26 protein-coding genes are annotated in these 24,645 nt (G+C 36.5%); 12 read left to right on the top strand and 14 right to left on the bottom strand.

The features are described from left to right. On the bottom strand, nucleotides 1-203 hold a 203-nt coding region (locus tag QVB70_RS03900), incomplete at its 3' end, for a hypothetical protein (RefSeq protein ID WP_287583584.1). A gap of 266 nt (nucleotides 204-469) precedes the next feature. On the opposite strand from QVB70_RS03900, the gene QVB70_RS03905 reads away from it, so the two are divergent. Continuing rightward, entirely contained in the window at nucleotides 470-955 is a 486-nt protein-coding gene (locus QVB70_RS03905; RefSeq protein WP_287583587.1) for a YbaK/EbsC family protein, read from the top strand. Between the two features lie 79 nt (nucleotides 956-1,034). Here the strand turns inward: QVB70_RS03905 and QVB70_RS03910 are convergent, their stop codons facing one another. Beyond that, the gene (locus tag QVB70_RS03910) at nucleotides 1,035-2,291 is read right to left on the bottom strand and encodes a PLP-dependent aminotransferase family protein (protein ID WP_287583589.1); all 1,257 of its coding nucleotides are present in this window, start codon (nucleotides 2,289-2,291) and stop codon (nucleotides 1,035-1,037) included. Nucleotides 2,292-2,486: 195 nt separating this feature from the next. Then, nucleotides 2,487-2,816 (bottom strand): cupin domain-containing protein, encoded by a 330-nt coding sequence (locus QVB70_RS03915; protein ID WP_287583591.1) that lies wholly within the window; start codon nucleotides 2,814-2,816, stop codon nucleotides 2,487-2,489. Nucleotides 2,817-3,220: 404 nt separating this feature from the next. Between QVB70_RS03915 and QVB70_RS03920 the strand changes: the two genes are divergently transcribed. Then, nucleotides 3,221-3,541: a DUF2769 domain-containing protein gene (locus QVB70_RS03920; protein WP_287583594.1), complete on the top strand. Its 321-nt coding sequence runs from the start codon at nucleotides 3,221-3,223 to the stop codon at nucleotides 3,539-3,541. A 146-nt stretch (nucleotides 3,542-3,687) separates the two neighbouring features. Here QVB70_RS03920 and QVB70_RS03925 read toward each other — a convergent pair whose 3' ends face one another. Continuing rightward, complete coding sequence (locus QVB70_RS03925) at nucleotides 3,688-4,482, bottom strand: hypothetical protein (protein WP_287583597.1); 795 nt, start codon at nucleotides 4,480-4,482, stop codon at nucleotides 3,688-3,690. Nucleotides 4,483-4,738: 256 nt separating this feature from the next. On the opposite strand from QVB70_RS03925, the gene QVB70_RS03930 reads away from it, so the two are divergent. Next, nucleotides 4,739-4,903, top strand: a complete 165-nt coding sequence (locus QVB70_RS03930) for a rubredoxin (RefSeq protein ID WP_287583600.1) — start codon at nucleotides 4,739-4,741, stop codon at nucleotides 4,901-4,903. A 3-nt stretch (nucleotides 4,904-4,906) separates the two neighbouring features. On the opposite strand, the gene QVB70_RS03935 is transcribed toward QVB70_RS03930, so the two are convergent. Continuing rightward, nucleotides 4,907-5,971 (bottom strand): NAD(P)/FAD-dependent oxidoreductase, encoded by a 1,065-nt coding sequence (locus QVB70_RS03935; RefSeq protein WP_287583602.1) that lies wholly within the window; start codon nucleotides 5,969-5,971, stop codon nucleotides 4,907-4,909. Next, a complete protein-coding gene (locus QVB70_RS03940) occupies nucleotides 5,971-7,542 on the bottom strand; it encodes a DUF116 domain-containing protein (RefSeq protein ID WP_287583604.1) in 1,572 nt (523 codons plus the stop codon). The genes QVB70_RS03935 and QVB70_RS03940 overlap by 1 nt, the downstream gene beginning before the upstream one ends. Before the next feature lie 168 nt (nucleotides 7,543-7,710). Here QVB70_RS03940 and QVB70_RS03945 point away from each other — a divergent pair, with 168 nt between their 5' ends. Further along, nucleotides 7,711-8,859 carry a radical SAM protein gene (locus tag QVB70_RS03945; protein ID WP_287583606.1) on the top strand — a complete coding sequence of 383 codons (1,149 nt, stop codon included), beginning with the start codon at nucleotides 7,711-7,713 and terminating at the stop codon, nucleotides 8,857-8,859. A gap of 32 nt (nucleotides 8,860-8,891) precedes the next feature. Here QVB70_RS03945 and QVB70_RS03950 read toward each other — a convergent pair whose 3' ends face one another. Then, entirely contained in the window at nucleotides 8,892-9,053 is a 162-nt protein-coding gene (locus tag QVB70_RS03950; protein WP_287583609.1) for a hypothetical protein, read from the bottom strand. A gap of 246 nt (nucleotides 9,054-9,299) precedes the next feature. Next, the gene (locus tag QVB70_RS03955; RefSeq protein WP_287583611.1) at nucleotides 9,300-10,595 is read right to left on the bottom strand and encodes a TrpB-like pyridoxal phosphate-dependent enzyme; all 1,296 of its coding nucleotides are present in this window, start codon (nucleotides 10,593-10,595) and stop codon (nucleotides 9,300-9,302) included. Nucleotides 10,596-10,965: 370 nt separating this feature from the next. Between QVB70_RS03955 and QVB70_RS03960 the strand changes: the two genes are divergently transcribed. After that, nucleotides 10,966-11,961 (top strand): radical SAM protein, encoded by a 996-nt coding sequence (locus QVB70_RS03960; RefSeq protein ID WP_287583614.1) that lies wholly within the window; start codon nucleotides 10,966-10,968, stop codon nucleotides 11,959-11,961. Between the two features lie 684 nt (nucleotides 11,962-12,645). On the opposite strand, the gene QVB70_RS03965 is transcribed toward QVB70_RS03960, so the two are convergent. Continuing rightward, complete coding sequence (locus QVB70_RS03965) at nucleotides 12,646-13,341, bottom strand: hypothetical protein (protein WP_287583616.1); 696 nt, start codon at nucleotides 13,339-13,341, stop codon at nucleotides 12,646-12,648. Nucleotides 13,342-13,434: 93 nt separating this feature from the next. Here QVB70_RS03965 and QVB70_RS03970 point away from each other — a divergent pair, with 93 nt between their 5' ends. Both QVB70_RS03970 and QVB70_RS03975 read left to right on the top strand, forming a co-directional pair. Then, nucleotides 13,435-14,781, top strand: coding sequence for a TldD/PmbA family protein (locus tag QVB70_RS03970; protein WP_287583618.1), 1,347 nt, complete (start codon nucleotides 13,435-13,437; stop codon nucleotides 14,779-14,781). Nucleotides 14,782-14,947: 166 nt separating this feature from the next. Then, entirely contained in the window at nucleotides 14,948-16,348 is a 1,401-nt protein-coding gene (locus tag QVB70_RS03975) for a tetratricopeptide repeat protein (RefSeq protein WP_287583620.1), read from the top strand. Between the two features lie 33 nt (nucleotides 16,349-16,381). On the opposite strand, the gene QVB70_RS03980 is transcribed toward QVB70_RS03975, so the two are convergent. The 3 genes from QVB70_RS03980 to QVB70_RS03990 form a co-directional block, all read right to left on the bottom strand. Next, nucleotides 16,382-17,755 (bottom strand): hypothetical protein, encoded by a 1,374-nt coding sequence (locus QVB70_RS03980; protein WP_287583622.1) that lies wholly within the window; start codon nucleotides 17,753-17,755, stop codon nucleotides 16,382-16,384. Between the two features lie 204 nt (nucleotides 17,756-17,959). Further along, complete coding sequence (locus tag QVB70_RS03985) at nucleotides 17,960-18,403, bottom strand: Hsp20/alpha crystallin family protein (RefSeq protein ID WP_287583624.1); 444 nt, start codon at nucleotides 18,401-18,403, stop codon at nucleotides 17,960-17,962. 12 nt (nucleotides 18,404-18,415) lie between these two features. Next, a complete protein-coding gene (locus QVB70_RS03990; protein WP_287583627.1) occupies nucleotides 18,416-19,174 on the bottom strand; it encodes a proteasome assembly chaperone family protein in 759 nt (252 codons plus the stop codon). Nucleotides 19,175-19,502: 328 nt separating this feature from the next. On the opposite strand from QVB70_RS03990, the gene QVB70_RS03995 reads away from it, so the two are divergent. The 5 genes from QVB70_RS03995 (at nucleotide 19,503) to QVB70_RS04015 (ending at nucleotide 23,453) form a co-directional block, all read left to right on the top strand. Then, a complete protein-coding gene (locus QVB70_RS03995; RefSeq protein WP_287583640.1) occupies nucleotides 19,503-20,711 on the top strand; it encodes a transposase in 1,209 nt (402 codons plus the stop codon). Between the two features lie 299 nt (nucleotides 20,712-21,010). Beyond that, entirely contained in the window at nucleotides 21,011-21,544 is a 534-nt protein-coding gene (locus tag QVB70_RS04000; protein ID WP_287583628.1) for a hypothetical protein, read from the top strand. 120 nt (nucleotides 21,545-21,664) lie between these two features. Continuing rightward, nucleotides 21,665-21,931 (top strand): hypothetical protein, encoded by a 267-nt coding sequence (locus tag QVB70_RS04005; RefSeq protein WP_287583630.1) that lies wholly within the window; start codon nucleotides 21,665-21,667, stop codon nucleotides 21,929-21,931. A gap of 179 nt (nucleotides 21,932-22,110) precedes the next feature. Continuing rightward, on the top strand, nucleotides 22,111-22,392 hold the full coding sequence (locus QVB70_RS04010) for a hypothetical protein (protein ID WP_287583632.1): 282 nt from the start codon (nucleotides 22,111-22,113) through the stop codon (nucleotides 22,390-22,392). 17 nt (nucleotides 22,393-22,409) lie between these two features. Next, the gene (locus QVB70_RS04015) at nucleotides 22,410-23,453 is read left to right on the top strand and encodes a hypothetical protein (protein ID WP_287583635.1); all 1,044 of its coding nucleotides are present in this window, start codon (nucleotides 22,410-22,412) and stop codon (nucleotides 23,451-23,453) included. 21 nt (nucleotides 23,454-23,474) lie between these two features. On the opposite strand, the gene QVB70_RS04020 is transcribed toward QVB70_RS04015, so the two are convergent. Further along, nucleotides 23,475-23,963: a hypothetical protein gene (locus QVB70_RS04020; RefSeq protein WP_287583637.1), complete on the bottom strand. Its 489-nt coding sequence runs from the start codon at nucleotides 23,961-23,963 to the stop codon at nucleotides 23,475-23,477. Between the two features lie 30 nt (nucleotides 23,964-23,993). Then, nucleotides 23,994-24,476, bottom strand: a complete 483-nt coding sequence (locus tag QVB70_RS04025; RefSeq protein WP_287583638.1) for a hypothetical protein — start codon at nucleotides 24,474-24,476, stop codon at nucleotides 23,994-23,996. Between the last annotated feature and the right edge of the window lie 169 nt (nucleotides 24,477-24,645).

The raw sequence follows: 24,645 nt of genomic DNA on the forward strand, positions 1-24,645 counted from the left end.
CGGTAAGGAAGATCACCGTCAACTATCCTCCATGCAGCCATGCCGAAAGTAGCTTCACGAAAAAAATGGTCTACATTAACAATGACGCCATAAAGTCTCAATGCAAAATTTACAGCCAAAATAGTTACGAGGATGACATGCTCTTTTTTCAGTAGCGTGCGCCTAATAAAGTTAATCAGTGTTTCATGGCCATCAGTTTTCAATATGAGACCTTCTTCGAAATTCATCTTTGGATAATGATTTCAAGGCTATTGTTAATTAAATATAACCTAGAAAATTAGTTCTCAATTAGTTCTAGTTAAGAAAATAAAGATTTCTATAGTGATCGTGCCTTTTAACATAGTTTTGATTAGTAGTTATGACAATTCGCAACCCACAATTTCTTTAAAAGTTATAAATAAAGAGATTTTGAAGTATAAACTAATCGAAAACAAATTTAAATTAATGAATATTGCTTTAGGGATCGAAAATGAATTTAAAAGCGTATCTAATACGTTCAGGAGTTGAATTCGAATTCTTCGAAAAAAAAGAGACACATACTGCAGAAGCCGCTGCTAAATCGCTTAATGTTCCGCTAGAAAAGATTGTTAAATCGATAGTTTTTATTGCTGAAAATAAATTGCCCCTTCTTGCAATTGTTCGAGGAGATCAGCATGTTTCTCGCAAGAAACTTCAGCGCGCTCTTAATTTAAAAAAAGCAAAAACATCAAGTCCAAAAATAGCTGAACAGATCACAGGGTATCCCACAGGAGGCATCCCGCCAATTGGGCATAGAAATCCTTTAAAGACTGTGATCGATCCCTTAGTCTTAGAAAATGAGTTCATTTGGGCGGGTGGAGGTACTCGCAAAAAAATGGTCAAGCTAAATACTGCAGACATTCTTAGACAAAGTAAAGCTTTAGTGAAGGATGTCACTGTAAATCAAGACAAGAGCGATTATTCTAAAAATGAGTAGTCACTTCTGCTTGAGTGCGAGATGATCGTTAATGTAACTAACTAAAATGTATGAAAAAAGAATTAAAAAGAGAGGATGTTTACCCGAGTTCCTCAGTTAGCAATTTTCCAAGGAGTGGAATACCTTCACGAATATTCTCTTCATCTTTGAAAGAATAGCTTAATCTCAATTCATGCGTTTCTGCAACAGTTGGTTGTAGCGAGTTGCTGTCTGGCAAATAAGCCATACCTCCAAGTGGATAGAAGGCTTCTCCAGGTACGAATAGTACTTCATTAGGCATAGCTACCCGTTCAAGGAACTCTTTTGCATTAAAGTTCTTATTCTCAGATTCCCACCATATGAAAAAGCCGCCCTTTGGATCTGTACGTTCTCCTGCAGGGAATGTAGCATCCATTGCTTCAATCATTGCTTTTGCTCGAGCTTCATAAGTTGAGTTAATCTTCGGGAGCATATCATCAATATAATTGCGGTAATATTCGTCCAAAATCCTTTGCATGATCAGCGGTGTGCACAGATCTAAAAATCCCTTACCTTTTATCATATTTTCTCTTAATTCTTCTGGTGCGAGTGCATAACCAACCCGTGCGGCCATAGCTTCCTTAGTTGTGCTTCCTAGATAAACAACTCTTTGATTCTCTTTATCTAATGACTTAATGGGAAAAACTTTTTCTCCTTTGAAATGAATGTTTCTATATGGGCTATCCTCGATAATCAAGACATCTTGTGCTTCTGCGACGTCAAAAAGTGCCTGTCTTCTTTTTGCTGGGAGATTAGTGCCTTTTGGATTGTCACCATCTGGAACTAAATAAATCATTTTAGGTTTTTTCCCGAATTCTTTCTCTGATAATTCGATAGCATTCTCAACATATTCGGGGACAATGCCATCCAAATCAGTGGGTACAGTAATAATATTCGCGCCAAGTTTTCCAGCTGGCCCGAGGAAGCCTAAGTATGCTGGACGAGTCGTAATTATGACATCCCCGGGATCAATTAATGTATCAAGAACTAAATAAATTGCTTGCTGAGATCCTGTCGTGATCATTAACTGTTCCCAATTAGTTTCAATTCCTTCTCTACGAAGTCTTTCAGCAAGGGTTTTTCTAAAAAAATCCGTTCCAGCAGTGACTCCATAATTATAAATATCGGCAACTTCCTGTTCTCGACCATCCTCAATATTTTTAAGCTGATCTTCTCCAATTTTCTTAAGAATTTTAGCTATAATTTCAGTAGGAAGTACACCTGGCTTGCCTCCTGCGTAATAATATTTTACATTGAACCTCAGGAGACGACGAATTTCAGATTCTGGAATTTTATACGCCCAATCTGCAAATTTCATAAATTCTATCCTCCAAATGCTTGGATTTCATCCTACAATAGTCGCGGAGATGCGTCATATAAAATTGCAGGTTAAAATGATATATCTTTTCTACTCTAATCTCACACTTAAAAAGATTTTCAATAGGATTCATAAATCGCAAAAATCAAAATAATTAAAAGGTAGGCAGTTTTAGGCAGTCTTAATTAAAAGAAGTTAAATATAGTGACTTTGTGATGGTATACGCGGATTTTTTCTGATATCAATCGAGACTGTGATATAGCGTAGTGGTAGGTCGCCTGTTTGTCGAATACTATGATTCTTTCTGGGCGCTATGTAGATTATATCTTCCTCATCGACTAACTCAGTATCTCCATTGATGGTCATAAGTGCCTGCCCAGAGATAATATAATAGATCTCTTCCATATTTTCATGGTAATGTGGTATTGTCCCCTGACCTTCTAGGAGAATTGAATCCCATAAGCCAACTAATCTATGTGTCCCATCCTTCTTTCCCAAATTCTCCTCTATCTTCTTTATAATCAAATGTGTCACCAGCTTTTTCTATTTGATTCTAAGTTGACGCCTTGAATTTATTTTATCAAATATATCGTTATGTTTTACACCAAGGTACATATTAATTTGACTAAAATGACAGCTTTTTGGCCTAACCATTTTTTCTATATTCAGCTATTTTTAATGCAAAAAAAATATAAGAAACGGATTCAGGTTTTGATATAAGGAGATATCAGGTCATTAAAACAATCAAATTCTAATGATCAGTCAATAATGAATTGATTTCTCTATTGAAGTTTATCTTAATGCTTAAAAAACTGTGGGAAGTTAAAATGAGAAAAGACTCAAGAAAAACTATGATTCCTTTTTATCAAAATCTGATATACTTAAAAATGGATAGAGTTTAAGAATCACTTTAGATTTTGGTGTATAAAATGGCAGACGAAGAGTACTATAAAGCAACTACCTTTGAAGAAAAATATAAAGCACTTACAAAAGGAACATGGACACCTGAGTTAGCGAAACAGAACGCCGAGCAAGTAGCCTATATGTGTATGTGCGGGAAATGTCCCAGTTACGCGGAGACTGAAGAATACCAACTCGTCTTTTGTACCATCGGCAAAAGTGACAGGATACAAGAGCAAAAGGGTTGTCTTTGTGACCAATGCCCCCTCACAAAGATGATGAATCTCCGCTGGAAGTACTACTGCATCGAAGGTAGCGCATACGAACTCTCAGATCTCAAAGAACTATGAAATCATTTTGAGACTCTTTTAATTGGAATTCGATGAGAAAGAAACTCAAACACGAACAAAACTGAATCAACAGTTAGAATGGCTTAAAACATTGACTATTTAGCTGGAGAATCAGTTAAGAAGACTTAGTTACTAAATAAAAAATACTAGTGATATTCGTGAATAGGTGGCGAATCTCGCAATAACAACCCTTTTTCCTCTAACTTAGACATTATTTCGAGCGCTTTTCTAGGAGAGACAAAAATTTCATATGCTTTTAGTTTCGATCTAAGATCCATAGCATTGGTTCCATTATTTGTTTCGAGAATATGGAGGCTGAATTTTTCGGTTTTTTTCCATCTTCCTAATTGTTTCACCGATTCTTCTAACTGAACACCATTATTAAATTGAAAAGGAGTTCTATAAAATTGCCATAACTGGTCATTTTGCAAGTATGGACAATTCTTGATTTCGTATAAATTACAAAAGATACATGAACGTTTAAGAGGTTTATCAACAAAGGTACATCTTTTTCTAAACCATCTTTTTTTCAAAAATGGACAGGGAATTTTAAGAAGGGTTCTCCGAAGGGTATATTCCAGTTCATCTTTTAGGGAGGGCATTTGTGTCATTGTCAAATGATTAATTCCATCATATTCAAGAATTAAAATGACTTGACGAAGAGCTTCTGAGAGTTTCTTAAGTAACACCTCAACAACTTCATTATCTGTATCTATATCCTCAATAACTCCGAGAATTAGTTTCTTACTTAAGGCTCGAAATATTGTACGAATTTCTTGGAACATGATCTTATTAATTCTCTTTTGGAAGAACACTTCCCCCATGCCGAATATGGCTTCTAATAGCCCATTCACTAGATTTGAGTCTAAACTCTTTTTAGTTCCAGTTCTATAGCTATAAATACAGTTGCCATCCTTAATTAGGAATATATTATGGATCAATGACGTTTAACTCCTTTCTAAATGCACGACAGTGCTAGAAAGCCTAAGTATCATTTCACAAGTAATAGACTCAAAAACAGATTTTATAATTTCTAGTGAATTCATCCGCATTAGTCTTCTATATATGTAGTTTAGTTCAATGCAAATGATATGTAAAGAATTAGCTATGAACTATCCTCAAATTTTTTAAGCGAAAATCCATTCGAAATATAAAAGCGAAAAAATGAAGATACCATCCAAGTACGGAGGTAATATAATGGCTAAATGGGCTTGCTTAGCATGTGATTATGTTTATGACGAAGAAAAGGGTGACCCCGACAACGGAATTGATCCTGGTACTCTTTTTAAAGACATTCCTGATGACTGGCTCTGTCCAGTTTGCTTTGTGGGAAAAAATATGTTCGACAAACTTTCAGAATAACATTCAACTATAATAATCTTCGAAGACAACCCACGTTTTTTTTACCATTTCATTGAAATCATGCTGGGGATTATTCCAGTATGATTCAAAGAATTTTCTTTTTTCTACTGCATGCATGAGTGAATCGCCAAAAGAGTCAATACATTCCTCTTCATAATCTTTTAAAATTTCTAAATCTTCTTCTTGAACCGCTTCCACAACATATTTTCCAGCAAGTTGTCCACAAAGCAGAGCAAATGGTACACCGGCACCAGTTATTGAGTGACATTGTCCGGCTGCATCTCCAACAAATAGAATATTTTCCTTTTGAAGAGGTAGCATTCCTCCTGCAGGGATTATTCCAGCGACTATAGCTAATCTTTGATCAAGGATTATCTCTTGTTTTACCAGTTCTTTAACAAAATTCTTTAATGCCTCTCGTGGTGGTATTCCAAACTTAAGACTTACACCAACTCCAACGTTACATACATCATCTTTTGGAAATACCCAACCATAGCCTCCAGGTATGTACTTTCGAAAATAAACCTCTGTAAAGTCCCTTTTTTCTCTCAGTGGCATTAAAAATTGATTTGCATAAATATATGTGGTGTTATATATTCCAAGAGTTTTTCCCATCGCAGATTTTGGACCACTCGCATCTACAATTATTCTTGGAGAAATAATTTGTTCCTGTTTTCCTTCACGTATTTTGACTTTGTCTCTATGGAAGCCTAACGCTTCTGTATTAGGAAAAATATATACCCCCAGTTTCCTCGCTTTCTCAGCTAAGTGCTTATCAAACAAATCCCTGTGAATAATATATCCTTTGGATTCAGTAATGGTTACATCACCGTTTGGCATAACTGTATGCATGTAGTTAATTTTCTGTGCAATTATTTCCTTTTTTGAATCAGTAAAATAAGCAACTTGAAAAGGTATGTGTTCAGCACATTGCACTGGCACGCCCAACTCTTTTCTTTTATCAATAAGAACAACATCTACTCCGTCTTTTGCAATATTACTGGCAGTAGTGCTTCCAGCGGGTCCAGCGCCAATTACTAATACTTCACATTCTGTTGGAATTGCCATTATGAGCGAACTCTAACGTTTTCAATGATTTTTTTTAATAGATCAAGTTTTAGGTCTGTTTGATGACCAAATACGCCCTCATACGCTTCTTTCTCTTTACCGAGTTCATAGCACGTGGATGAATCGATATCAATTAGTAAACCGCCGAGCCCAGATTCTCGAAATGCTTTCTGCCGTTTTTCGAAAAACGCTTCGCAACAACAACCTATATATGACTGAATACCTTCACTTTGGAGCTGTTTAAAGGTCTCAACAAGATGCTCAAAACTGCAGATACTTATAACTCGCAGATTCTTTTCTTGACCAATATCGTAAGCTTCACCTATGCTGCAGCCTCCACATCTTGCACAATAGTCTTCGTTTCTAAACTCGCAATCTGGAAGCTTAGCACAATACGGCAGAAGTAAAACCGTATTATTTTTCAATAGATTTCTAAATGAATCATTAACGACAAATATTGAATTGGCCTCATCTATGCTAAGACCAACATATTCTAGTTTCTCAAGTGCCTCGTTGATTGCTTGATAGATGTCATCTTCAGATAAACCTAAAAATCTCGGCTTTTTTTCTACAAAAAATTCGTGGAGATTCTCCTTTAGATCTGCAATTGGTGTGTTTTTAAGACAAGCTTCTAAGTCATAAACCGTCCTCGCTGGATCAACGAAGAAGTCTCCTGTTATTAAAACTTGCTTAATATAACGCATTTTTGCATCAACATGAAGATTTAGCCTTAATAGACCTCCGTCTACTTTGTATATTGATCGTAACATTTGACTGTAGTTTTTAGGTTCAACTATCAGGTTTTTCCAGTCATCAGATCTTTTTTCAACAAGTTCACTTTGAAGCAAAGATCGTTCATGAGAAGTAAGCGAGTCAGGTCTGAATTGTATACCAAGTTCTTCAGAAAAACCTTGTAGCAAAGCCGTTTTAATTTTTTCAAGAGGTGGGATAGTTCCTAACTCTTCCTTAAGACAGGTTACACGATCTCTAGCAGATTCAATTCCTCGTTTAGTTAGTTTTTCTATAGGGATCCTCAATGCTTTAAGCATCATTTCCATATCAGTGTCAACTAACAAAGTTCCTTGGTAAAGACAAGCATTATCCTCAAAAACTCCCCCTGTTCCAGATATCTTCTTGCCGTTAACCTCAATATCATTCCTAGGTCTAAATTCCGCCTTTAGACCTAATTTTTGAAGACCTCTGACTGCCCCTTCACAGACTTTTTTTGTTATATCCTCAAGATTTCTTCCTACGTCTAAATCCTCGCTATTGAAAACTAATTCCCAACCTACTTGAGATTCATCAAAAAAAATAGCGCCACCACCTGTAATTCGACGATTAATATCAATGCCCTTTGAGTTACAGTAATTTACTCTGACCTCGTGAGCCACGGTTTGGTGATATCCAATCAAAACTACGGGAGGTGAAAACTGTAAAAATCTGAAGATATTGGAGCTATTAACTCCATTTCGCTCTTGAAGTAATATTGCGTCTAGAGCCATGTTTTCAGCACCAGTAAGTACACCTGTATCCAATAGACGCCAAAATCTGCTGTTTTCACCTGTATCCATGTTCTTACCTCGCTGTTCTGCTATGAAATGTGTGAAATTTTGTATGTCTTAGCGCATAGCCTCTTAAGGATTTGTCTGATATGTAGTTATGATAAACTTTTTTATGTCTGCATATATTCTTAATGAAACTGAAATATCTAGTGAAGTACTTTCAAAGAGGGCTTTATTATGGACAAAGCAGCATCTCAAGAGATTGAAGACACAGTATCAAAAGAATCACCTGAATATCTTCAAATGAGCCTTGCCGCAGCGATGACACTTGGTCTAAAATCAGGATCATTTTATAAAGACGCTACATTACCGTGTGTGAACCTTTTATTGACCTACGAAGAAGGCTGCTTTGCGCGATGTGCTTACTGTGGTTTAAGTTTCGTAAGAGAATGTGAAAGCGAACTTCATAAAGATAAATCTTTTATCAGAGTTGAATGGCCAACCCACGACCTTAATACAATAATACAGAAATTAAATTCGAAAGAGAAATGCTCTCACGTAGAACGCGTTTGTATTTCAATGCTCACAAATAAAAGAGCCCTCCAAGATACTATCATCATCGCAAAAAGAATCAAAAATGAAACAGGGTTATTAGTTTCTGGATTAATCACGCCTACTATCGTTAATAAGGACTGGCTTATAGCCTTGAAAAATGCGGGCGTTGATAAGTTAGGTATCGCTATCGACGCCGCCACTCCCGAATTATTTGATAAATTTAGAGGGAAAGATATACGAGGACCACATCGTTGGGAAACATATTGGAAGATTATTCAAGAGGGACTCCAGGTTTTTGAAAGTAAAAATGTTGGGATACACTTAATCGTAGGACTCGGGGAAACAGAAGAAGAAATGGCAAAAATATTTCAACAAGCCGCGGATCGTGAAGTTCTCATACATCTTTTCTCATTTTTCCCAGAACCTGGTTCTCCTTTAGAAAATAGAGAGCAACCCCCAATCGGACAGTATCGAAGAATGCAATTAGCAAGATTTCTTATTGAAGAGAAGAAAGCACGTGTCGAAAACATGAAATTTGATAATGAGGGAGGACTTATCGATTTTGGAATCCCAGAACAATTTCTAAAAGAAATAGTCAAAACAGGCATACCATTTATGACAAGCGGTTGCCCAGGTTCTACTCTACGCGTTGCATGTACTAGACCTTATGCGAATTCTACACCTTATCAAGCATATATTGGCGAATGTAGAAATTTCCCCTATTCACCAAATGAAAAAGAACTAGAACGTATACAACATCAACTGAGTGATTTTTCAGATCGTGTTTCATTGCATTCATCAGATGCAGAACTTGTATCTGATGATAACTAGCTCACTGTAATACTTTTCAAAACTAATTTCTATTATTTATAAGCGAGATCTTTGTCCTTTCTCATCTTTCTTGCTTCATCTACTAATAAATTTAAATATCCAATAATTTCTTTTGCTCTTTTTACTTTTGTTGGTTCTTCGATCGCTTGCTTATATTTAGTAGATAATCGGATCTTATTGTCCGTTTGACTCATTTTCGAGTTCTCCCACGTTGCGTAACATATATGTGCTGTGTATTCTTAAACTTTATCAGGCTAGAAAACTTCTCAAGACAGAAAAATTTATGTCGGTAAAATTCGCAACTTAGAATACGTTGTATTAATTTGAATCAAATCAGAATATGAAAAAACTGAAGAAAAACAGAATTGATTTGCAAGTCTTGAATTGCGAATTCTATAGAAAAAGAAAAAGTGTTTTGTAATTAAAACCGTTCTACTTATTTACAGGTTTAACACACTTTTATAGCCAAAGATGTCAAGAAATCCATGCCCTGAGACATTACAGGCGATGGTTTTTTCCTCGCCGGTTTTCTTACACTCTATCGCTTCATCAATCATGGCTCTGATAGCATAAGAGGATTCTGGTGCAGGTAAAAATCCTTCTGTTTGAAGGAATGTCCGTGTAGCCTCGAATACGTCTTTCTCGTCTACAGGGTAGGTTCTTGTTTTAATATGTCCTAGATTTCTCAATAGGCTTAGAATTGGTGATGCTCCAGAGTATCGGAGACCGTCTCCGAATATTGGTGGCATATTTGAATCGTGACCTAAGGTGTACATTTTCAACAAAGGTGTTTTTCCTGCGTGATCTGCAAAATCATAGCGGTATTCACCCTGACTTATGTTTGGTGCTGCCAAAGACTGAGATGCAAGAAATTCACATTCTCGTTTACCGTTTAATACTTCCCCAATGAAAGGTAATGTGAAACCACCGAAATTCGATCCACCTCCGAAGCAGCCTATTAGCAGATCTGGTTGTTCATCTACTATGTTGAATTGTTCGATTGTTTCGAGACCGATTATTGTTTGATGCATCAGTACGTGATTTAGCACGCTTCCCAGAGAATACGCATATCCATCATGTTTTTCAGCATATTCTAACCCCTCGGAAATTGCGATACCCAACGACCCTGGATGATCTGGATTTTCTTTGAGAATAGTTCTGCCGACTTCAGTTAACTGATTTGGCGAAGGATGAACCTCACCGCCATACATTTTCATTAGAGTTCTTCGATCGACCTTCCAATCATGCACGTTACGTACCCAAAAAACTACACATGGTAATTCCATCAAACTTGCACCATAGGACAATGCAGTACCCCATTGCCCAGCACCAGTTTCAGTAACTACTCCTTCTACACCTTCTTGTACTGCATAATATAACTGGGCTAGTGCAGTGTTGACTTTGTGACTTCCTGTTGGTGATAAATCTTCCCTCTTCCAATAAAGATGTGCTGGAGTTTTCAGTAATTTTTCAAGTCTTTTAGCTCGACGTAGTGGTCTTGGTCTACCTGCCTGTATATATAACTCTCTTAATTCCTCAGGTATTGGTACCCAGCTTTGATCTGAAAACTCTTGTTTTAAACATTCTTTAACAATGACTTTAGAGAGAAATTCAAGTCGAGAAGGTCCTGTTTCAGGTTCTTTAGGTGGTGGAAGCGGTTGTGGAAGATCAGGTATAATATTATACCAGCTTTTTGGAAGATCTTTAACCGGTAACTGAATCTTTACTTCTTTCATGGATTTTACCTCCATTTAGTTCTAACTAGATACTTTGCTTCTTTTAATACAAAAAATAGAATGTATATCGGTAAAAAGACAATCATCAGCCTTGACACTAAAGTTATTCTCTTCTAATAAAATGATTGTTGAAACTGAATAAAGAGCAATAATTAGTCTATAGCCGATTTAAGGAGAAATATACTTTGATTCTCTTATAACCCACTTACGATAACTAAGCAAGAAAGCACCACAGCTTCAGCGTGAGGTAGTTCACTTCATTTGATATAAGGAAATAGTTTTATTCGATCCCGATATCATAATTCCCGAACTCATTCAGTTTTTTAAAACAAGAGGATGTGCGCCTATCACTTCTAAATCACTGTTTTCAATGTCGCAAGCAAAGATGATTCTGAACTCTAGTTCCTCAGAACTTAAAAAATACATGGAAAATGCTTTTAATCTTCGTAGAAAAAACTTTGGAAACCTGTTATGGAATTATGCTCCCAACATAGTTCATTATGAGATTGAAAGTTTTAAGCAGGAATCTCCGAACGCCTTTGTGCCTATAAGTATTACAGGAACTGCATGTGCTCTTAATTGCGATCACTGTCAGTCTAAAATTCTAGAATCAATGAAACCCGCACGCTCTCCTGATGAATTAGTTCAATTATGTGAAGAACTTAGCAAAAAGGGTTCTAAGGGTGTTTTAATTAGTGGAGGCGCAAATAAACACGGATTTGTCCCTCTTTTAAAGTATACAAATGCTCTAAAAGTTATAAAAGAACGTTTTGGATTAAAAGTCGTTGTTCATACAGGACTTATCGACAAGGAAACCGCGAAAATTCTTGCAGATTCACATATTGATGCCGCTATGCTTGATGTGATCGCCAGTCAAGACACAATTGAAACAGTTTACCATATAAACGCAACACCCGAGAAATATGAAGAATCTATTAGACTTCTTAAGGAATTTAACATTCCAATTGTACCACATGTCGTCGTTGGTCTCAATTACGGCACTCTAGACGGAGAAATCAATGCATTAGAAATGCTGTCTAAATATGACCCTGATGCCATTGTGATAGTTGCATTAATGCCCCTAGAAGGAACACCAATGGAGAATGTCACGCCACCATCACCTGAAACCATTGCCAAAATTATCACTATAGCACGTTTGACTTTTCAGGATAAGCCAGTTATGTTAGGCTGTGCCAGACCAAAGGGATATCACAAGGAAGAAACTGACATTCTCGCAATTCGAGCTGGAATAAACGGAATTGCTTATATCACCGATGCGGGTGTAGAAGAAGCACAGTCACTTGACCTTAAAATAATTCATAAAGAACTCTGCTGCTCGCTTATCATCAGCGACATCTTAACTTGACTATTTAGCTGTTTTCAAAAAAAAAGGATGTTAAAAAAACATCCCAAAAGAAAAGTGGCAACCCGCTGTGCCTTTTTGGTTTCCTCGCTCCAGGTTACGCGATTTTTACGTCGCGCGTGCTTTCGACCTCTCAGTCGACAACCGTTTCACTTTCGTGCTACGGCTTACACTTCACCTTAGTTTGATTTTTCCTCTAAGGCTCATTCTCGATCTTCCCCTTATCTTTCCAGAATCCTGTCCGGCCGTACACACTTACTTCATAGTTCAGGGCCGATTCTTCACCATGTTTCTTTGTGTCAGTTTTTCTTTCCGTCTAAGGTTCTTTACCGATCACAAGTTGCCATCCATACCTTATAGTTAAAACTATTTAAGCCTTTTTTTACAAGAAAAATGTCCACTTTATTATATAGCTCTTGATTACTCTATAGAGCTATAGACAGCATTATGTCAATACAATCGCGCGCGCTGATTTAAACACCGATGCGTGATACAAAAAGCTATAACAGAGTAATACCTTTTTGTCGAAAACGACGTTATCTAGCGAGCAGGATTGCTACGCTGAATAAGGTTTGTGAAATCTTTTTTTATAAAACTGCAAAGCATTAGCTTCTAAAAAACTTGAACGTGTATATGATTGTCCAGAGTTTTTTTAGATAAAAAGAAACACGGGTATTTGCATATAGATCAATTAGAGCGATCTTGCGTAAAATAATCATAAGAAGTCTTGAATAAACCCACTGCAAATCGAAGAGAGAAGCCTACTATTAAAACTAGAAGAATTCCTAATCCTAAAAGAAAAGAAAGACTTCCTAGAACCAGAAGAAGCATATCAACTGCATATCCAAGTAAAACAAGTCCAAGCATTATGCTGACAATGCCTATTAAAACGCCAGGAAGAAATAACCAGCCTAAATATGTTACAAATCTGGTAAGATGTTGATCAACGGCGGGGTGAAACTCATCTTCTATTAGGGCGAGTCTAAAAGCAATATTGCATAAAACAAAACCGAAAAGCAATCCCATTACAAAATAGATTTCCTTTATTCCTGGAATCGGATAGGAATGAAGGAAGAACCGCTCAAAATTCAAGATAAAGAAATAGACTGATTGAGGTAACATTAGAGGGATTGCAAATCTAAGTTGAAATAATTGTTTTGACAGATTAGACAATCTTGGAAGGCTTGCAAAACCAATCAACGCGCCAGCATAAATTCCTAAACATCCAGAGCATACAGGTAAATAATATGCTCCAACTCTAAAAGTTGCAACTTCCCATTGGAAGCAGACAAGTGAGCCGACCCAATAGATGAAATTAAGAAAATCGCTAATAGGCCCTGCTTGTGGGGGGACAACGGCTAATAAATAACACTCAAAGCACATATGCCTCACATACAACGTTGTATGATTGTGTCATAAAGTAAATAAATATTTAAAAACTCTGGTTTTATTGCACATTGGCTGGCTGGTGATACTGTGGACAATTTATTCGCGAGTGCAGAAAGGGCTCTTAAATTTGCAACAAGTAAAGTATACCAAACAGAGATTTTTGCACAAAAGGTAATTAGTCAAAGATTATTATTCGCTAAAAATGCAATAAAAACTGTAAGTAATATTGAAGACAGTGGTATAGCTGTGCGAGTTTACGATAATGCAGGTCGATATGGTTTCTCATATGCGGCCTCACTTAATGAGATGGATGAAATTGAAAGGATAGTTAATGCAGCCGTATCATCAATGAGATTAGGTAGCCCAGATCCTGATTTTGAGTCATTACCTGATCCGAAACCGCTCCCAAATGTACAAGAACTATATGATGATCACATTGCGAATAGTTCAGCTGAAGAAGTAATAGATTTAGGGCAGCAGATTATAGATGCTGGGCTTTGTAATGCTAGTTCTGTTGTACTTGATGGGACTGTTAGTATGACACGGGAACAACGTGTACTAATGAATTCGCTTGGTAGTGAATGCAGTTCAGATAGCACGATTGGAATGCTTTCAGCTTCAGCAGTTGCAAAAAACACCGAAGGTGAAGTGGCTACCAATTCTGATTTATCAAGTAGTCGACAACTTAAAAATCTAAGACCACAATGGTTAGGGGAAACCGTTGCTAAACGAGCCTGTGATATGCTTGGGGGTAAAAAAATAGAGACGATGAGTGTTCCGGTTATCTTATTCCAAAATGCGATCTATCCGCTGTTTTTCAGCATTGTTGGAGTTGCTGCGAACGCAGATGCAGTCCAACAAAAGCGGACATATTTAGTAGATAAGAAAGGAAAAACTATTGCTTCGGAACAGCTCACAGTTATTGATGATGGACTTGTTGCAGCAGGGTTTAGGAGTTTGCCATTTGATGGAGAAGGAAATCCAAAAACTCGTCAAAAAATCATAGAAAAGGGGGTATTACGTACCTATCTCTATGACACATATACTGCTAAAAAAGATTCTATAACAAGTACTGGAAACTCTATGCGACTTGGATATAACACATTGCCACAAATTTCATGTAATAATCTAAGAATAACACCTGGTAAGCATAGCCTTGACACACTAATAAGTGAAACAAAGAAAGGAGTTTTTATTTTGGCTTTACATGATTCACCAGACCCTGTAAGTGGAAGACTCTCAGGACTCTTATCAGAGGCGTTCCTTATTGAAAACGGTGAAATAAAACATCCTATTAAAAATGCAATGATTGGAATTCATGTTTTTGATTTATTAAATGGTATTTCTGATATATCGCAGGACTATAGAGAAGAAGCAGGTGTATTAATACCTTCTATTAAGATTAACAACGCAAGAATAGCCGGTGCAAATTAAGGCTACCATTTAATCTGCGTTTACATCTTTAACACCGTTTCTTGATTATAATTTATTGTCCCATTTTCTTTTAGAATTTGTAATAGAGGATTCAGAGCATGATCTATAATTAGCACGTAGAAAAGGTTTATGTGTCATTATTATATGAGGAAATTAGGAGATTCAAATGCCAGACAAAATTGAGGGGAAAACCGCTTCAGAATGGTCTAACATTGGACATGATCATGCAGAATCCGGAGATTTTCAAAAAGCAATTGGGTGCTTTAAAAAAGCTGTAGAAATCAATCCTGATAGCAAGACATGGTATTATTTAGGAGCCGCTCATGATAAATTAGGCGAATTTCAAGAAGCAATTGAGTGCTATGAACAAGCAGTGACGCTAGATCCTCAAAATATGAATGCATGGATTCTCATGAGTTCCGCCTACGATGCGTTAAGGGACTATCATAGAGTCATCGAATGTTGTGAAAAAATAGCTGATATAGATCCTAATAATATCAACGCCTGGTATAACAGGGGAGTAGCGTACGGTAACTTAGGCTATCTTGAAGAGGCAATAGATTGCTATGAAAAAGCTCTTGAAATTGAACCAAACAACATCGCAGCTTTGAATAACATGGGATCTATTTATATTCACCCCTTAGAAAATTATGAAAAAGCAATTGAATACTTTGAGAAGGTTGTCGAAATCGACCCATTGTACGTTATGGCGTGGTTCAACATGGGACTTGCCTACTTTAAACTGAACAATCCCCAAAAAACCAAAGAGTATTTCGAAAAAGGTGTCAAGTTGGATCCTTCCGATACAAAAGCGTGGGATATCTTAGAAAAAGCATACAGCATGCTGGATGATACCGAAAATGTTCTAAGATGTAATAAGAAAATAGTCGAAATTGACCCCTTGAATGTGGAAACGTGGTACAATATGGGTATCACCTATGAAGATTTAGGTGATCTACTTAAAGCAATCGAATGCTATGAAAAAACCGTAGAAATCGACCCTCAATATAAAAAAGCCTGGTACAACATGGGTATTGACTACTATAAATTAGAAGACTATCAGAACGCAGTTAAAAGTTTTGAAAGCGCAGTTAAAATTGATCCACATTATTCTAACGCATGGAATAATATGGGGGCTACTTATAATAAACTGGAAGACTATCAGAAGGCCATTGAGTGCTTCGAGAAAGCACTGGAGATTAACCCTCATCATCCACAAGCGAGGTCTAACATGGCATCTGCTTACCGCTCACTAGGTCAGACAACTGAAGAAATTGAATGCTACGAAGAAATTATAAAGGAAAAACCGCAGAATATCAATGTATGGTATTACATGGGGATTGCGCACAAGAAATTGGCAGATTATCAAAAGACCATTGATTGCTTTGAGAAAGTAGTTGAGATCGATCACCAAGATGTAGAAGTCTGGTATGAACTAGCTGTTGCCTATGATAAACTAAAAGATAACCAAAAAGCCAAAAAATGCGTAGAAAAAGCATTAGAATTGGATCCTAATTACCCAGAGGCATTAGGTCTTCTAAAAAAATTGAATGAACAAGGAAATTGAACCGGAAATTGAAATTGAAATATGAATTATTTTTCATTCATTTTCATTCGCATTTGCATTTACTTCAGCTTTTGTAGTTTTTTTCTCTTCGGTTTTCTTTTCCTTTTTCTCCTTTAGGATTTTTGCTGCATAAAGAGTATAGCCAATGGGATGCGCAATTTTTTTGGCTCTTTTGCCGTACCTTAATTCGAAAAGTTTTGCACACGCATTTCGTGGTTCATTATTCATCAAATTTACCATTAAGTCATCTAAAACTTGACTAAATCTTGTTGGTTTATCCTTTTCTTCGAATTCAGTTTGTATCCTTTTCATAATCTCATCTGCAGCTTTTTGGGCGAATGCACAATAATAACTTGTTATAATCGTCTCACACTTCGGGGCTTCATAATCCGTCCCACCACCTGCCTGTCCATAAAGATGATCAATAGTATAACCAACTTTGCTATCAAATTCTTCAAACGTCAAGCCTATGTTATCAACAGCTTTTTGATACCAGAAGTGTTTTTGCTCTTCCAATGGCATTCCTAGTTTCTTTAAAAAAAGACCTAGTTGTAAGCGTTCTCCATGTCCTAAGTGACCCTTTTCGGTGAGGATGGAGATTAATTGGTTCATACACTCAGGAAACAGATCAAAACGTTGATAAAGTCTCCCAGTAGGACTAATTTCTGTTTCAAATCTCTTTACAAAAGCTTTTTCATTTATTTTAATATGGTCTCTAAGTTCTCGTATAATCGGTTTAAGAGATTTATCAGATTTAATTTGATCTTGAATTCCTTCAAGTTTAGTTTTTAATTCAGTTTCAAATGCACGTTTAATAGTTCCTCGAAAGACAAAAATAGGGGCAATAGCCCATCCTTTTAGCAATAGAACCTGTCTTTTACCCACTACTGTTGGAACTTTTGTAAAGTGAACACCAACATATTTTCTTAAACCTTTTGGAAGTGTAACATTCTGTCGCTCTCTTTTAATAGTAATACGTCCATCACGAGTTATTGTGCTTCTTTTGATGTATTTTGAATATTCTCCGATCTCAATCAGTGAATATCTTTTTTTTATTTGCATATCAATTTTTTCTTCAAGGTCTTTGAGTAGCATAATATTATCGTTTCCAAGAAAATAGCGCATTACTGTGATAATATCTGAGAATGACGCCTTTCTAAATCGATAATCAAAAAGATCGCCTTCAAATTCTACTAGCCAAGCGCTAAGTCTTGGATCTGTGGCAACAGCAACCCTTAGAAGGATATGTCCTGCAAGTAAATCTTTACCTTCAGCTCCTCTAACATTCCAGAACTGACGTCTTGCAAATCTATCTATCCTTCCTTTTGCAAACTCTATTGCATCTTCCGGAGAGTGTTGCATAGGTATTTTTCTTAATTGGCACCAAACTGGTAGCTCTTCTTCCAACTACTTAACCTCTTGATTATTGAGAAATTCATCTTTTAAAGGATCAATGTTGATTCTATTGGTTATTGGTTAAGAGGCAATATAAATGCTCTGCATTATTTAAGAAAACTATAGGTGTTACTTTTCCTATTGAATAACAAGTAGTTTTATATACGTCCGCCATGAGGACATGAAATTAAAAAAAGAGGTTTTGTCGGATAGACCTCATTCAACCTTAATTTTATGAGGCTTAACCTTCGGAAGAGTGATCTCCAGTAACCCTTGCTTAAATCGAGATGTTGCTTTATCAGGAACAACCTCCACAGGCAGTTTCCTGATCACGTGATGATAATGCTTAAACTCTGTCTCCTTCTGAACAGTTCCCCATTTTTCGAGTTTTACTGGTTCTTTAAATTGTGCGTCTAGTTCTAAGGAAGTTGGCGTAGCTTTGATCTCAATGTCGTCTGGCGAGCGAATATAAGGCAAATCATAAACGACGATTAAGTTATCAGCGGTTTCACTAATCTCGATAAGTGGCTCTAGGCAACAGTGCCGTAAATCAAAAGAGGGTTTCAGGAAGCCTTTTCTTAGAATTTCATTTATGGAACTTTCCATCCTTTCAAATAATTCATCCATCATTCTTACAATGGATTTTGATTTTTTTGACATTCTTACACCCCCTTAGCCGTAGAAAGCGGGAATTTCGTATTCTTGTGTTTTATCAACTTGTTGCATGGTGTCGCTAGTCCGTCTCATTGTATCTCTCATTCGAAGTCTGATTTCTTCTGCTTGTTCAAGCAATGGTTCGACATCGACTGTGACATTCAGGAATTTTGCGACAGTTTCCAGCAATATGGCAGCAGCTCCTGGGTCAGGATAATTCATATGAGACTGAACTAGAAACGTTATATTTGGCACAGCCTCTGTTATGCAGTTATTAAGTATAGAAGCATATGGTCCTGCCATAAAACCTTCTTCAAGTTTTTGAACTTGTATCGACTCTAAATCCCCAAGAATAGCTGCTGCAGGTCCTCCTGATGAGACAGCATATATGCCAGGTTGTTCAATATCCATCCGGTTGGGTACTGGAATACCGGCGAGAGAGAGAACAGCAGTTGGGTTCAATCTTTTTGCCCAGTTCACTACTGCTTTTGAGAATGGGCGTATAAGAGTAGGAGGTAACGGAATTTCACTAACAACAAGGATGACATTCTCGGCACCATATACTCTTAGAGGAGCCATAGGTATCGTTTCATGGATAACAGCGATGGGAGGTAATTGCTCTGAGTCAATAGACCCTATTGGTTTCATGTTAAGAGATTTAATTAATTGGGATGCACTGATGACCCCTATCAAGCCAACATCAGGAAGTCCAATTAGTACATATGGTTTTTCAGCCTGTATTTCACTTACATTGATTTTAACGTCATTACTAGACATGGTCTATGACCTCATTAATTTTTTATTATGATTTCTTTTCTTTATGTTAGGAGAATTTCCTTAATATAATTTTTCAACCTTACATCGTTAAGACACAAGTAAGCCCCATTGCTTTAGCTTGGGGATAAATGGTGTAAGGATAGGCTATTTTTTAACTTTGTGAGAATTTATGCTGTGTTTATAAAAACAGTTGGAGTACAAAAAGTGAGCGATTGTGTTGTATATTATTAACGAGTTATTATAAGTTGTTCGGAGCATTTGTGTCATGTTAACAAAGAACCAGCAGATCAAAGCTACTTTAAAGGACACTAAGGAGCGGCGTAAACACATGAAGTGCCGGGTGTATACCGTCAAGCTAGACCGCTCGCATTTAAACCAAGACTCATTAACTCGCTTAAAACTCTTATTTTTGGAGGCGAAATGGCTGTACAATTTTTGCGTTGGCCATCCTAACGTATTTTCCATCGATGATAAAATAACAGTCGTGCCAGTGAAGGTTAAAGACCACTTTGAGCGACGCCAATTGAGGCAGTTATCGTCACACATGCGTCAAAGTATTATAACACGCACCCAACAGAATATACGCGGCTTAGCGCGTCTGAAAACTAAGGGTCACAAGATTGGACGCTTGAAGTTTAAGTCCCATGTGGATTCCATCCCGCTCAAGCAGTACGGCAATACCTACAAGCTTATCAACGGCAAATATATGCAGTTTCAAAAGATACCGCAAAAACTGCGTGTCAACGGATTGGAACAGTTGCCGCCTAATTGTGAATGTGCCAATGCTACGCTCCTTCACCAGCATGGTGATTATTACGTGGCCATAACTACCTATACTCCGCGAAAACACAGTCCGGCGATGGTAGTGCCAGCACAGTCAATTGGTATTGATTTTGGGGTAAAAAACCAGTTATCGCTTTCGAACGGGATACGTATACAATACAAAGTACCAGTTACGCGCCGTATAAAGCAATTATGTAAACAATTAGGTCGTAAGCAGTATCGCAGTAAGAACTGGTGGAAAACGCTATATAAATTACTCAAAGCCTACGCCAAAACTACCAATATTAAACGAGACATTCGCAATAAACTAGTTCATTTCTTGTGTACTAATTTCCAAATGATATGTTATCAAAACGAGAATTTACGCTCGTGGCAACGCCTGTGGGGTAGAAGAATGCTGTCAACCAGCCTCGGTGGAATAATTCGCATGCTTGAAATAAAGGTGCAAACACCGGTGGAAATTGACCGTTTTTTCCCCTCCACCAAGACCTGTTCGCGGTGCGGTCACCAGCGCCCCATGAGTTTAGCCGAACGTACTTACGTGTGTCATCATTGTGGTCTGGTGATAGATCGTGATTATAACAGCAGTTGTGTAATAGAACACGAAGGGCATAGAATGCTAGGTAGGGGACCTACCGAAGTTACGCCTGCGGAGACTAATACCTCTACGTTAACGTTGGACTATCTGAACCAGATAGCCTATGTTGAGGCAAGTATGGTCGCAGAAACAGGAAGCCTCACTGCTTTAGCGTGAGGTAGTTCACAAATGTAGGTTTAATAAAAAACTCCACCCAATCGTATTTGTAAGAAAAAAAATTTCACTATTATTAGTTTTAATGACTTATTAAATTGTTAACAAAGAAGATAGAAAACATTAAGTTATAATAAGTTGTCTTAACGCATCTCATCGTTTTTTATTCGCTAGTACCAAAAAAAACCGACACATCCTTTCTAGGATTGATAATAGAAGTTGTTTTCAGTTTCACCCAACTCTCCGTCAATATATAAGCAACCGATAAAAGTCTTTAAACAGGAAATAAAGGAATTAGGAATTTGAAATATTTGAAGACACCAGCTTATTCACAAAGGGAACCAAATTTTCGACAGATAGCGCTATCAAGCTTTATAGAATCACAAGAAGAACTAGATCCGAATTTAATATCTAACGGTAAACTCTCGCAAAAAGATGAGATACTCTTCATCCTCTCTTTAGTTGAGGGGCGAATTTTAACCAAGAACGAATTATACGAAATAGTTCAATTCATTGAATGTATTTTAGGGACAGAATCTATTTATGGAATTCCCAATCAAGATGCTTTTTCTAATCATTTACATTCACTGATTCATTCAAACCTGATTATTCATCACGCTAACAATTCAATTAAGATTTCTAAATCAGGAATCAACTATTTTAAGAATTCCTTTCAAAAAACTATTTTAAAAAGTCCATCACTTCGTCTTGCACGGCGTTTTCTCATATGTATTTTACCTGCACTTCTTGATAAGAATCCTGAAATCACTCAATTGCGAATCGTCTTAGAGCAAGCAGCAGAACTCTACGGAGAATTATCAGGGCAAGAAGATTAATAAGATACAAAGTAACCAACTACTTAACAAGGGGAGGGGAATTGTACGAACAGTTTTACCAAAATATTTAATTAAAATTAATACGTTAAAACAACCTGACCATTAAATAAGGCGAGAAATATGCTTCAGTTTATTGGTTTTGGTGGAATACTGAGTTTCAGCGGTTTTAACATAACGGTAAGCATTATTGGCATTGGAGCTTTTATTAGTACAATTACAATAATCGTTTATACATTAAAACAGATTTTAGAGAGCGTTGTAGGTATTCAGCTATATGATAATGCGAGGTTCTTTTTTAACTATTTATTCAAAGAGATTAAAACGTTTTATCATATGATAGCAAATTATTTCAAACCTACATCAGGCTTAGAACTGGAAAACGAATGAAAGTATGTTTCTCTATATTTTCTCATGCACTATTTTTTCAGTTTATTACTTGTTTAATATACAGCCCAAAATGATAAGATCGAATTTTGAATGAGTCTAGTTAGATTCATTCTTATAGTTAGAAGATGTATTCAGGACAGTATCTACCGATCTTTATCATGGTTTAGGGGAAACCTCAGATGACTGAAAATATTAAAACGAAACTAATTATAGAACTCAAATATATTCTCACAGAAATTAAATCGTTATTACTGCTACTCCTTGATTTATCAAAAAGATATAAATTTTCGACATTATTGTTGCTTATATGGATCGTTTCGATACCCCTTCTTTTCTATTTTTTCAATATCGGAGTGGAGATTTCTAATGAACTTCTATTAATTGAGTTACCAGTTGTTTTTTCCTGGGGGCCTATCCTACTATGTTTTTATCATGGTTTGATATGCAGTGTTGACGAATGAAACTGAGGAACCTGCGAATGATACAACAAAGAAACTCTAGTGACCTGCATGGGAAATTGAAAACAACTATTGTGGATAGCTTTCCTTTAGATAAAACTCAAGCTAATATGGAACAGATTCTTTTTGATCAAATATCTTTAGAAATTGACTTTCCGATAGTACCCCAGCTCGAAGATATGAGTCTGATGTTTTTGGAACCTTTAGCAGAGCAAAATTGTGGGATCGAAATAAAAAACGGAATTACACACGTTATAGGAGATCTTATCCCTCCTCGTGAACCTTTTGTTCTTCCTGAGTTAATATGGACTAAAAATTATATTGAGAATGCTGGATTTAACACAAAAATAGATGGCATAAAAGTCTATGTTACTGGTCCTTTTACTCTGGCATATTTTATTAAAATAGCAGATATGCCCGCACTTTTAATGCCAGATATTGTAGAGAAATTAGCTTATATAATCAAAAAAATTGTTTATGATATTGATAAAGAAGGGGTCGCAATAGTCACTATTTATGAACATATTTTGAACTTCGCTATAGCTCAGTTCGCGATAGAGGAAGATTTTGCACTTAAGTGCCTTGATATTGTTTTTAAAGGAGTATCCAGAGCTATTCCTTCGATACATGTATGTGATGATATCTTTTCAATTTCTAAACTACTTCTTCAACTTGATAATGTCTTGTATCTTGATCACGATTTTGTAAACAACCCTGACAATCTAAAGGCATATACAAAACAGGATTTAGAAAGTTATGATAAAATGATTGGTTATGGATGCCTCGCTTCAGTTTTTGATCCACTTTTATTGGAGGACATTCGAAGAGGGAAAGTACCTTGGCAACGTGCTGTAGAAACCGAAAAGGACGTTAGGTCACGGATATTAAAAGCTTCAAATCGCTATGGAATTGAAAATCTCATAATTGACCCAGACTGCGCGTTTGGAAATCTAAAGTTTGCTATTCCATCTGAAATTGCCTACAATATAACGTTAGCAAAATTAAAAAACATGATGGGAGCCGTAAAAAACCTTCGAAAAGAATTTCGGTTAGAAGTTCCTTAATGGTTGAGTTGTGAGGTTTTCTTATGATTCTAGCATTTTTATATGCGTGTCGATTATGGTAATCGCATCCTTTAAATCATCCACTTTGGATCCTTCTCCACTCAGTTTTTTCTTTAGCGTCATTGAGCGTTCATATAAATCAGCTAGTCTGTGTGGTGTAATAACCCCAAAAGGGCTTTCAATTCCGCTTTCTTTTACGAATTTAAAATATTCCCATTCGAGTTCCGAAATGAAATCATCATCTAGACTAAAATAATCACTAATAGAAATAAAGGCTCTTTTAAACGCAAGTGGAGGAACTCCTATGAGGTTAAGACCATTCTCTTCATCGAATTCTCGAATGAGTAAATCTACTAAATGAGCGAGTGAATCTATAAGAATATGCATTTCTTCTCTATTTCTTTTAATCAATACAGAAACAGGACAATGCATCCTCAACTTTCTACTCCCTATTTCCGGGAGATTAATTGACCATTGTAGTGTACTTCCGGGGAATTTCTTGTAAACCATAGAATAACCTCTCTTTAGCGAAATATTCCCTTATTTTTCTTGTGCATCTTCATCTTCACTTTCTAGCTGTTCCATTGCTTCTTCTAAAACCTCATCAGTGGTTGCTTTTGTTGCGTAAATTTTGCTCTTTAACTGTGAAGATCTTTCATAGATTTCTGTTATTTCACGTGCCGTAATCATAACAGAAGGACCAGGTAATCCTTCTTCTTTAATGAATCGTAGATATTCATACTCTAAGTCACTACTGAAGTCATCACCAAGATTAAAATAGTCAGCTATAGTTTTTACAGCCCTTTTAGTCGTTAAAGGTGGTAGCCCAATAAAGTTTCGTCCATCCTCAAATTCCCTCACGAGCAAGTCTACAAGGTAAGCTATTGAGTCCAAGAATATTTGCTTTTCTTCTCCATCCTTTCTTATTCCCACATAAATATGAGAGTGAAGACTACCAGGTTTCGCTTCTAGAACATCAATAAACCATTTTGTTGTTGTACCAGGTACATTTTTGAATACCATGTAAAGAGAACCCCTCTATTTAAGCCATATTCATTATTAAAAATCCATCAATCTATTACATCAATGTTTTGGAACAATTTTTTAATCTTCCAAAATAGACTTTTTATAGTAAGTGTTTGTTTTCTAGTGCAACATATATCTTAATTCAGGTCGTTTTATGGTATTAGAC

Origin of the sequence: Candidatus Borrarchaeum sp., assembly GCF_019058535.1 — an archaeon.
Lineage (GTDB): Archaea > Asgardarchaeota > Sifarchaeia > Borrarchaeales > Borrarchaeaceae > Borrarchaeum > Borrarchaeum weybense.

Excerpts from the sequence above, each read along its gene's own strand:
- QVB70_RS03905 (WP_287583587.1), top strand. The coding sequence starts at position 470 with ATGAATTTAAAAGCGTATCTAATACGTTCAGGAGTTGAATTCGAATTC.
- QVB70_RS03910 (WP_287583589.1), bottom strand. The coding sequence starts at position 2,291 with ATGAAATTTGCAGATTGGGCGTATAAAATTCCAGAATCTGAAATTCGT.
- QVB70_RS03920 (WP_287583594.1), top strand. The coding sequence starts at position 3,221 with ATGGCAGACGAAGAGTACTATAAAGCAACTACCTTTGAAGAAAAATAT.
- QVB70_RS03930 (WP_287583600.1), top strand. The coding sequence starts at position 4,739 with ATGGCTAAATGGGCTTGCTTAGCATGTGATTATGTTTATGACGAAGAA.
- QVB70_RS03935 (WP_287583602.1), bottom strand. The coding sequence starts at position 5,971 with ATGGCAATTCCAACAGAATGTGAAGTATTAGTAATTGGCGCTGGACCC.
- QVB70_RS03940 (WP_287583604.1), bottom strand. The coding sequence starts at position 7,542 with ATGGATACAGGTGAAAACAGCAGATTTTGGCGTCTATTGGATACAGGT.
- QVB70_RS03945 (WP_287583606.1), top strand. The coding sequence starts at position 7,711 with ATGGACAAAGCAGCATCTCAAGAGATTGAAGACACAGTATCAAAAGAA.
- QVB70_RS03950 (WP_287583609.1), bottom strand. The coding sequence starts at position 9,053 with ATGAGTCAAACGGACAATAAGATCCGATTATCTACTAAATATAAGCAA.
- QVB70_RS03955 (WP_287583611.1), bottom strand. The coding sequence starts at position 10,595 with ATGAAAGAAGTAAAGATTCAGTTACCGGTTAAAGATCTTCCAAAAAGC.
- QVB70_RS03960 (WP_287583614.1), top strand. The coding sequence starts at position 10,966 with ATGTCGCAAGCAAAGATGATTCTGAACTCTAGTTCCTCAGAACTTAAA.
- QVB70_RS03965 (WP_287583616.1), bottom strand. The coding sequence starts at position 13,341 with ATGTGCTTTGAGTGTTATTTATTAGCCGTTGTCCCCCCACAAGCAGGG.
- QVB70_RS03975 (WP_287583620.1), top strand. The coding sequence starts at position 14,948 with ATGCCAGACAAAATTGAGGGGAAAACCGCTTCAGAATGGTCTAACATT.
- QVB70_RS03985 (WP_287583624.1), bottom strand. The coding sequence starts at position 18,403 with ATGTCAAAAAAATCAAAATCCATTGTAAGAATGATGGATGAATTATTT.
- QVB70_RS03990 (WP_287583627.1), bottom strand. The coding sequence starts at position 19,174 with ATGTCTAGTAATGACGTTAAAATCAATGTAAGTGAAATACAGGCTGAA.
- QVB70_RS03995 (WP_287583640.1), top strand. The coding sequence starts at position 19,503 with ATGAAGTGCCGGGTGTATACCGTCAAGCTAGACCGCTCGCATTTAAAC.
- QVB70_RS04005 (WP_287583630.1), top strand. The coding sequence starts at position 21,665 with ATGCTTCAGTTTATTGGTTTTGGTGGAATACTGAGTTTCAGCGGTTTT.
- QVB70_RS04010 (WP_287583632.1), top strand. The coding sequence starts at position 22,111 with ATGACTGAAAATATTAAAACGAAACTAATTATAGAACTCAAATATATT.
- QVB70_RS04015 (WP_287583635.1), top strand. The coding sequence starts at position 22,410 with ATGATACAACAAAGAAACTCTAGTGACCTGCATGGGAAATTGAAAACA.
- QVB70_RS04020 (WP_287583637.1), bottom strand. The coding sequence starts at position 23,963 with ATGGTTTACAAGAAATTCCCCGGAAGTACACTACAATGGTCAATTAAT.
- QVB70_RS04025 (WP_287583638.1), bottom strand. The coding sequence starts at position 24,476 with ATGGTATTCAAAAATGTACCTGGTACAACAACAAAATGGTTTATTGAT.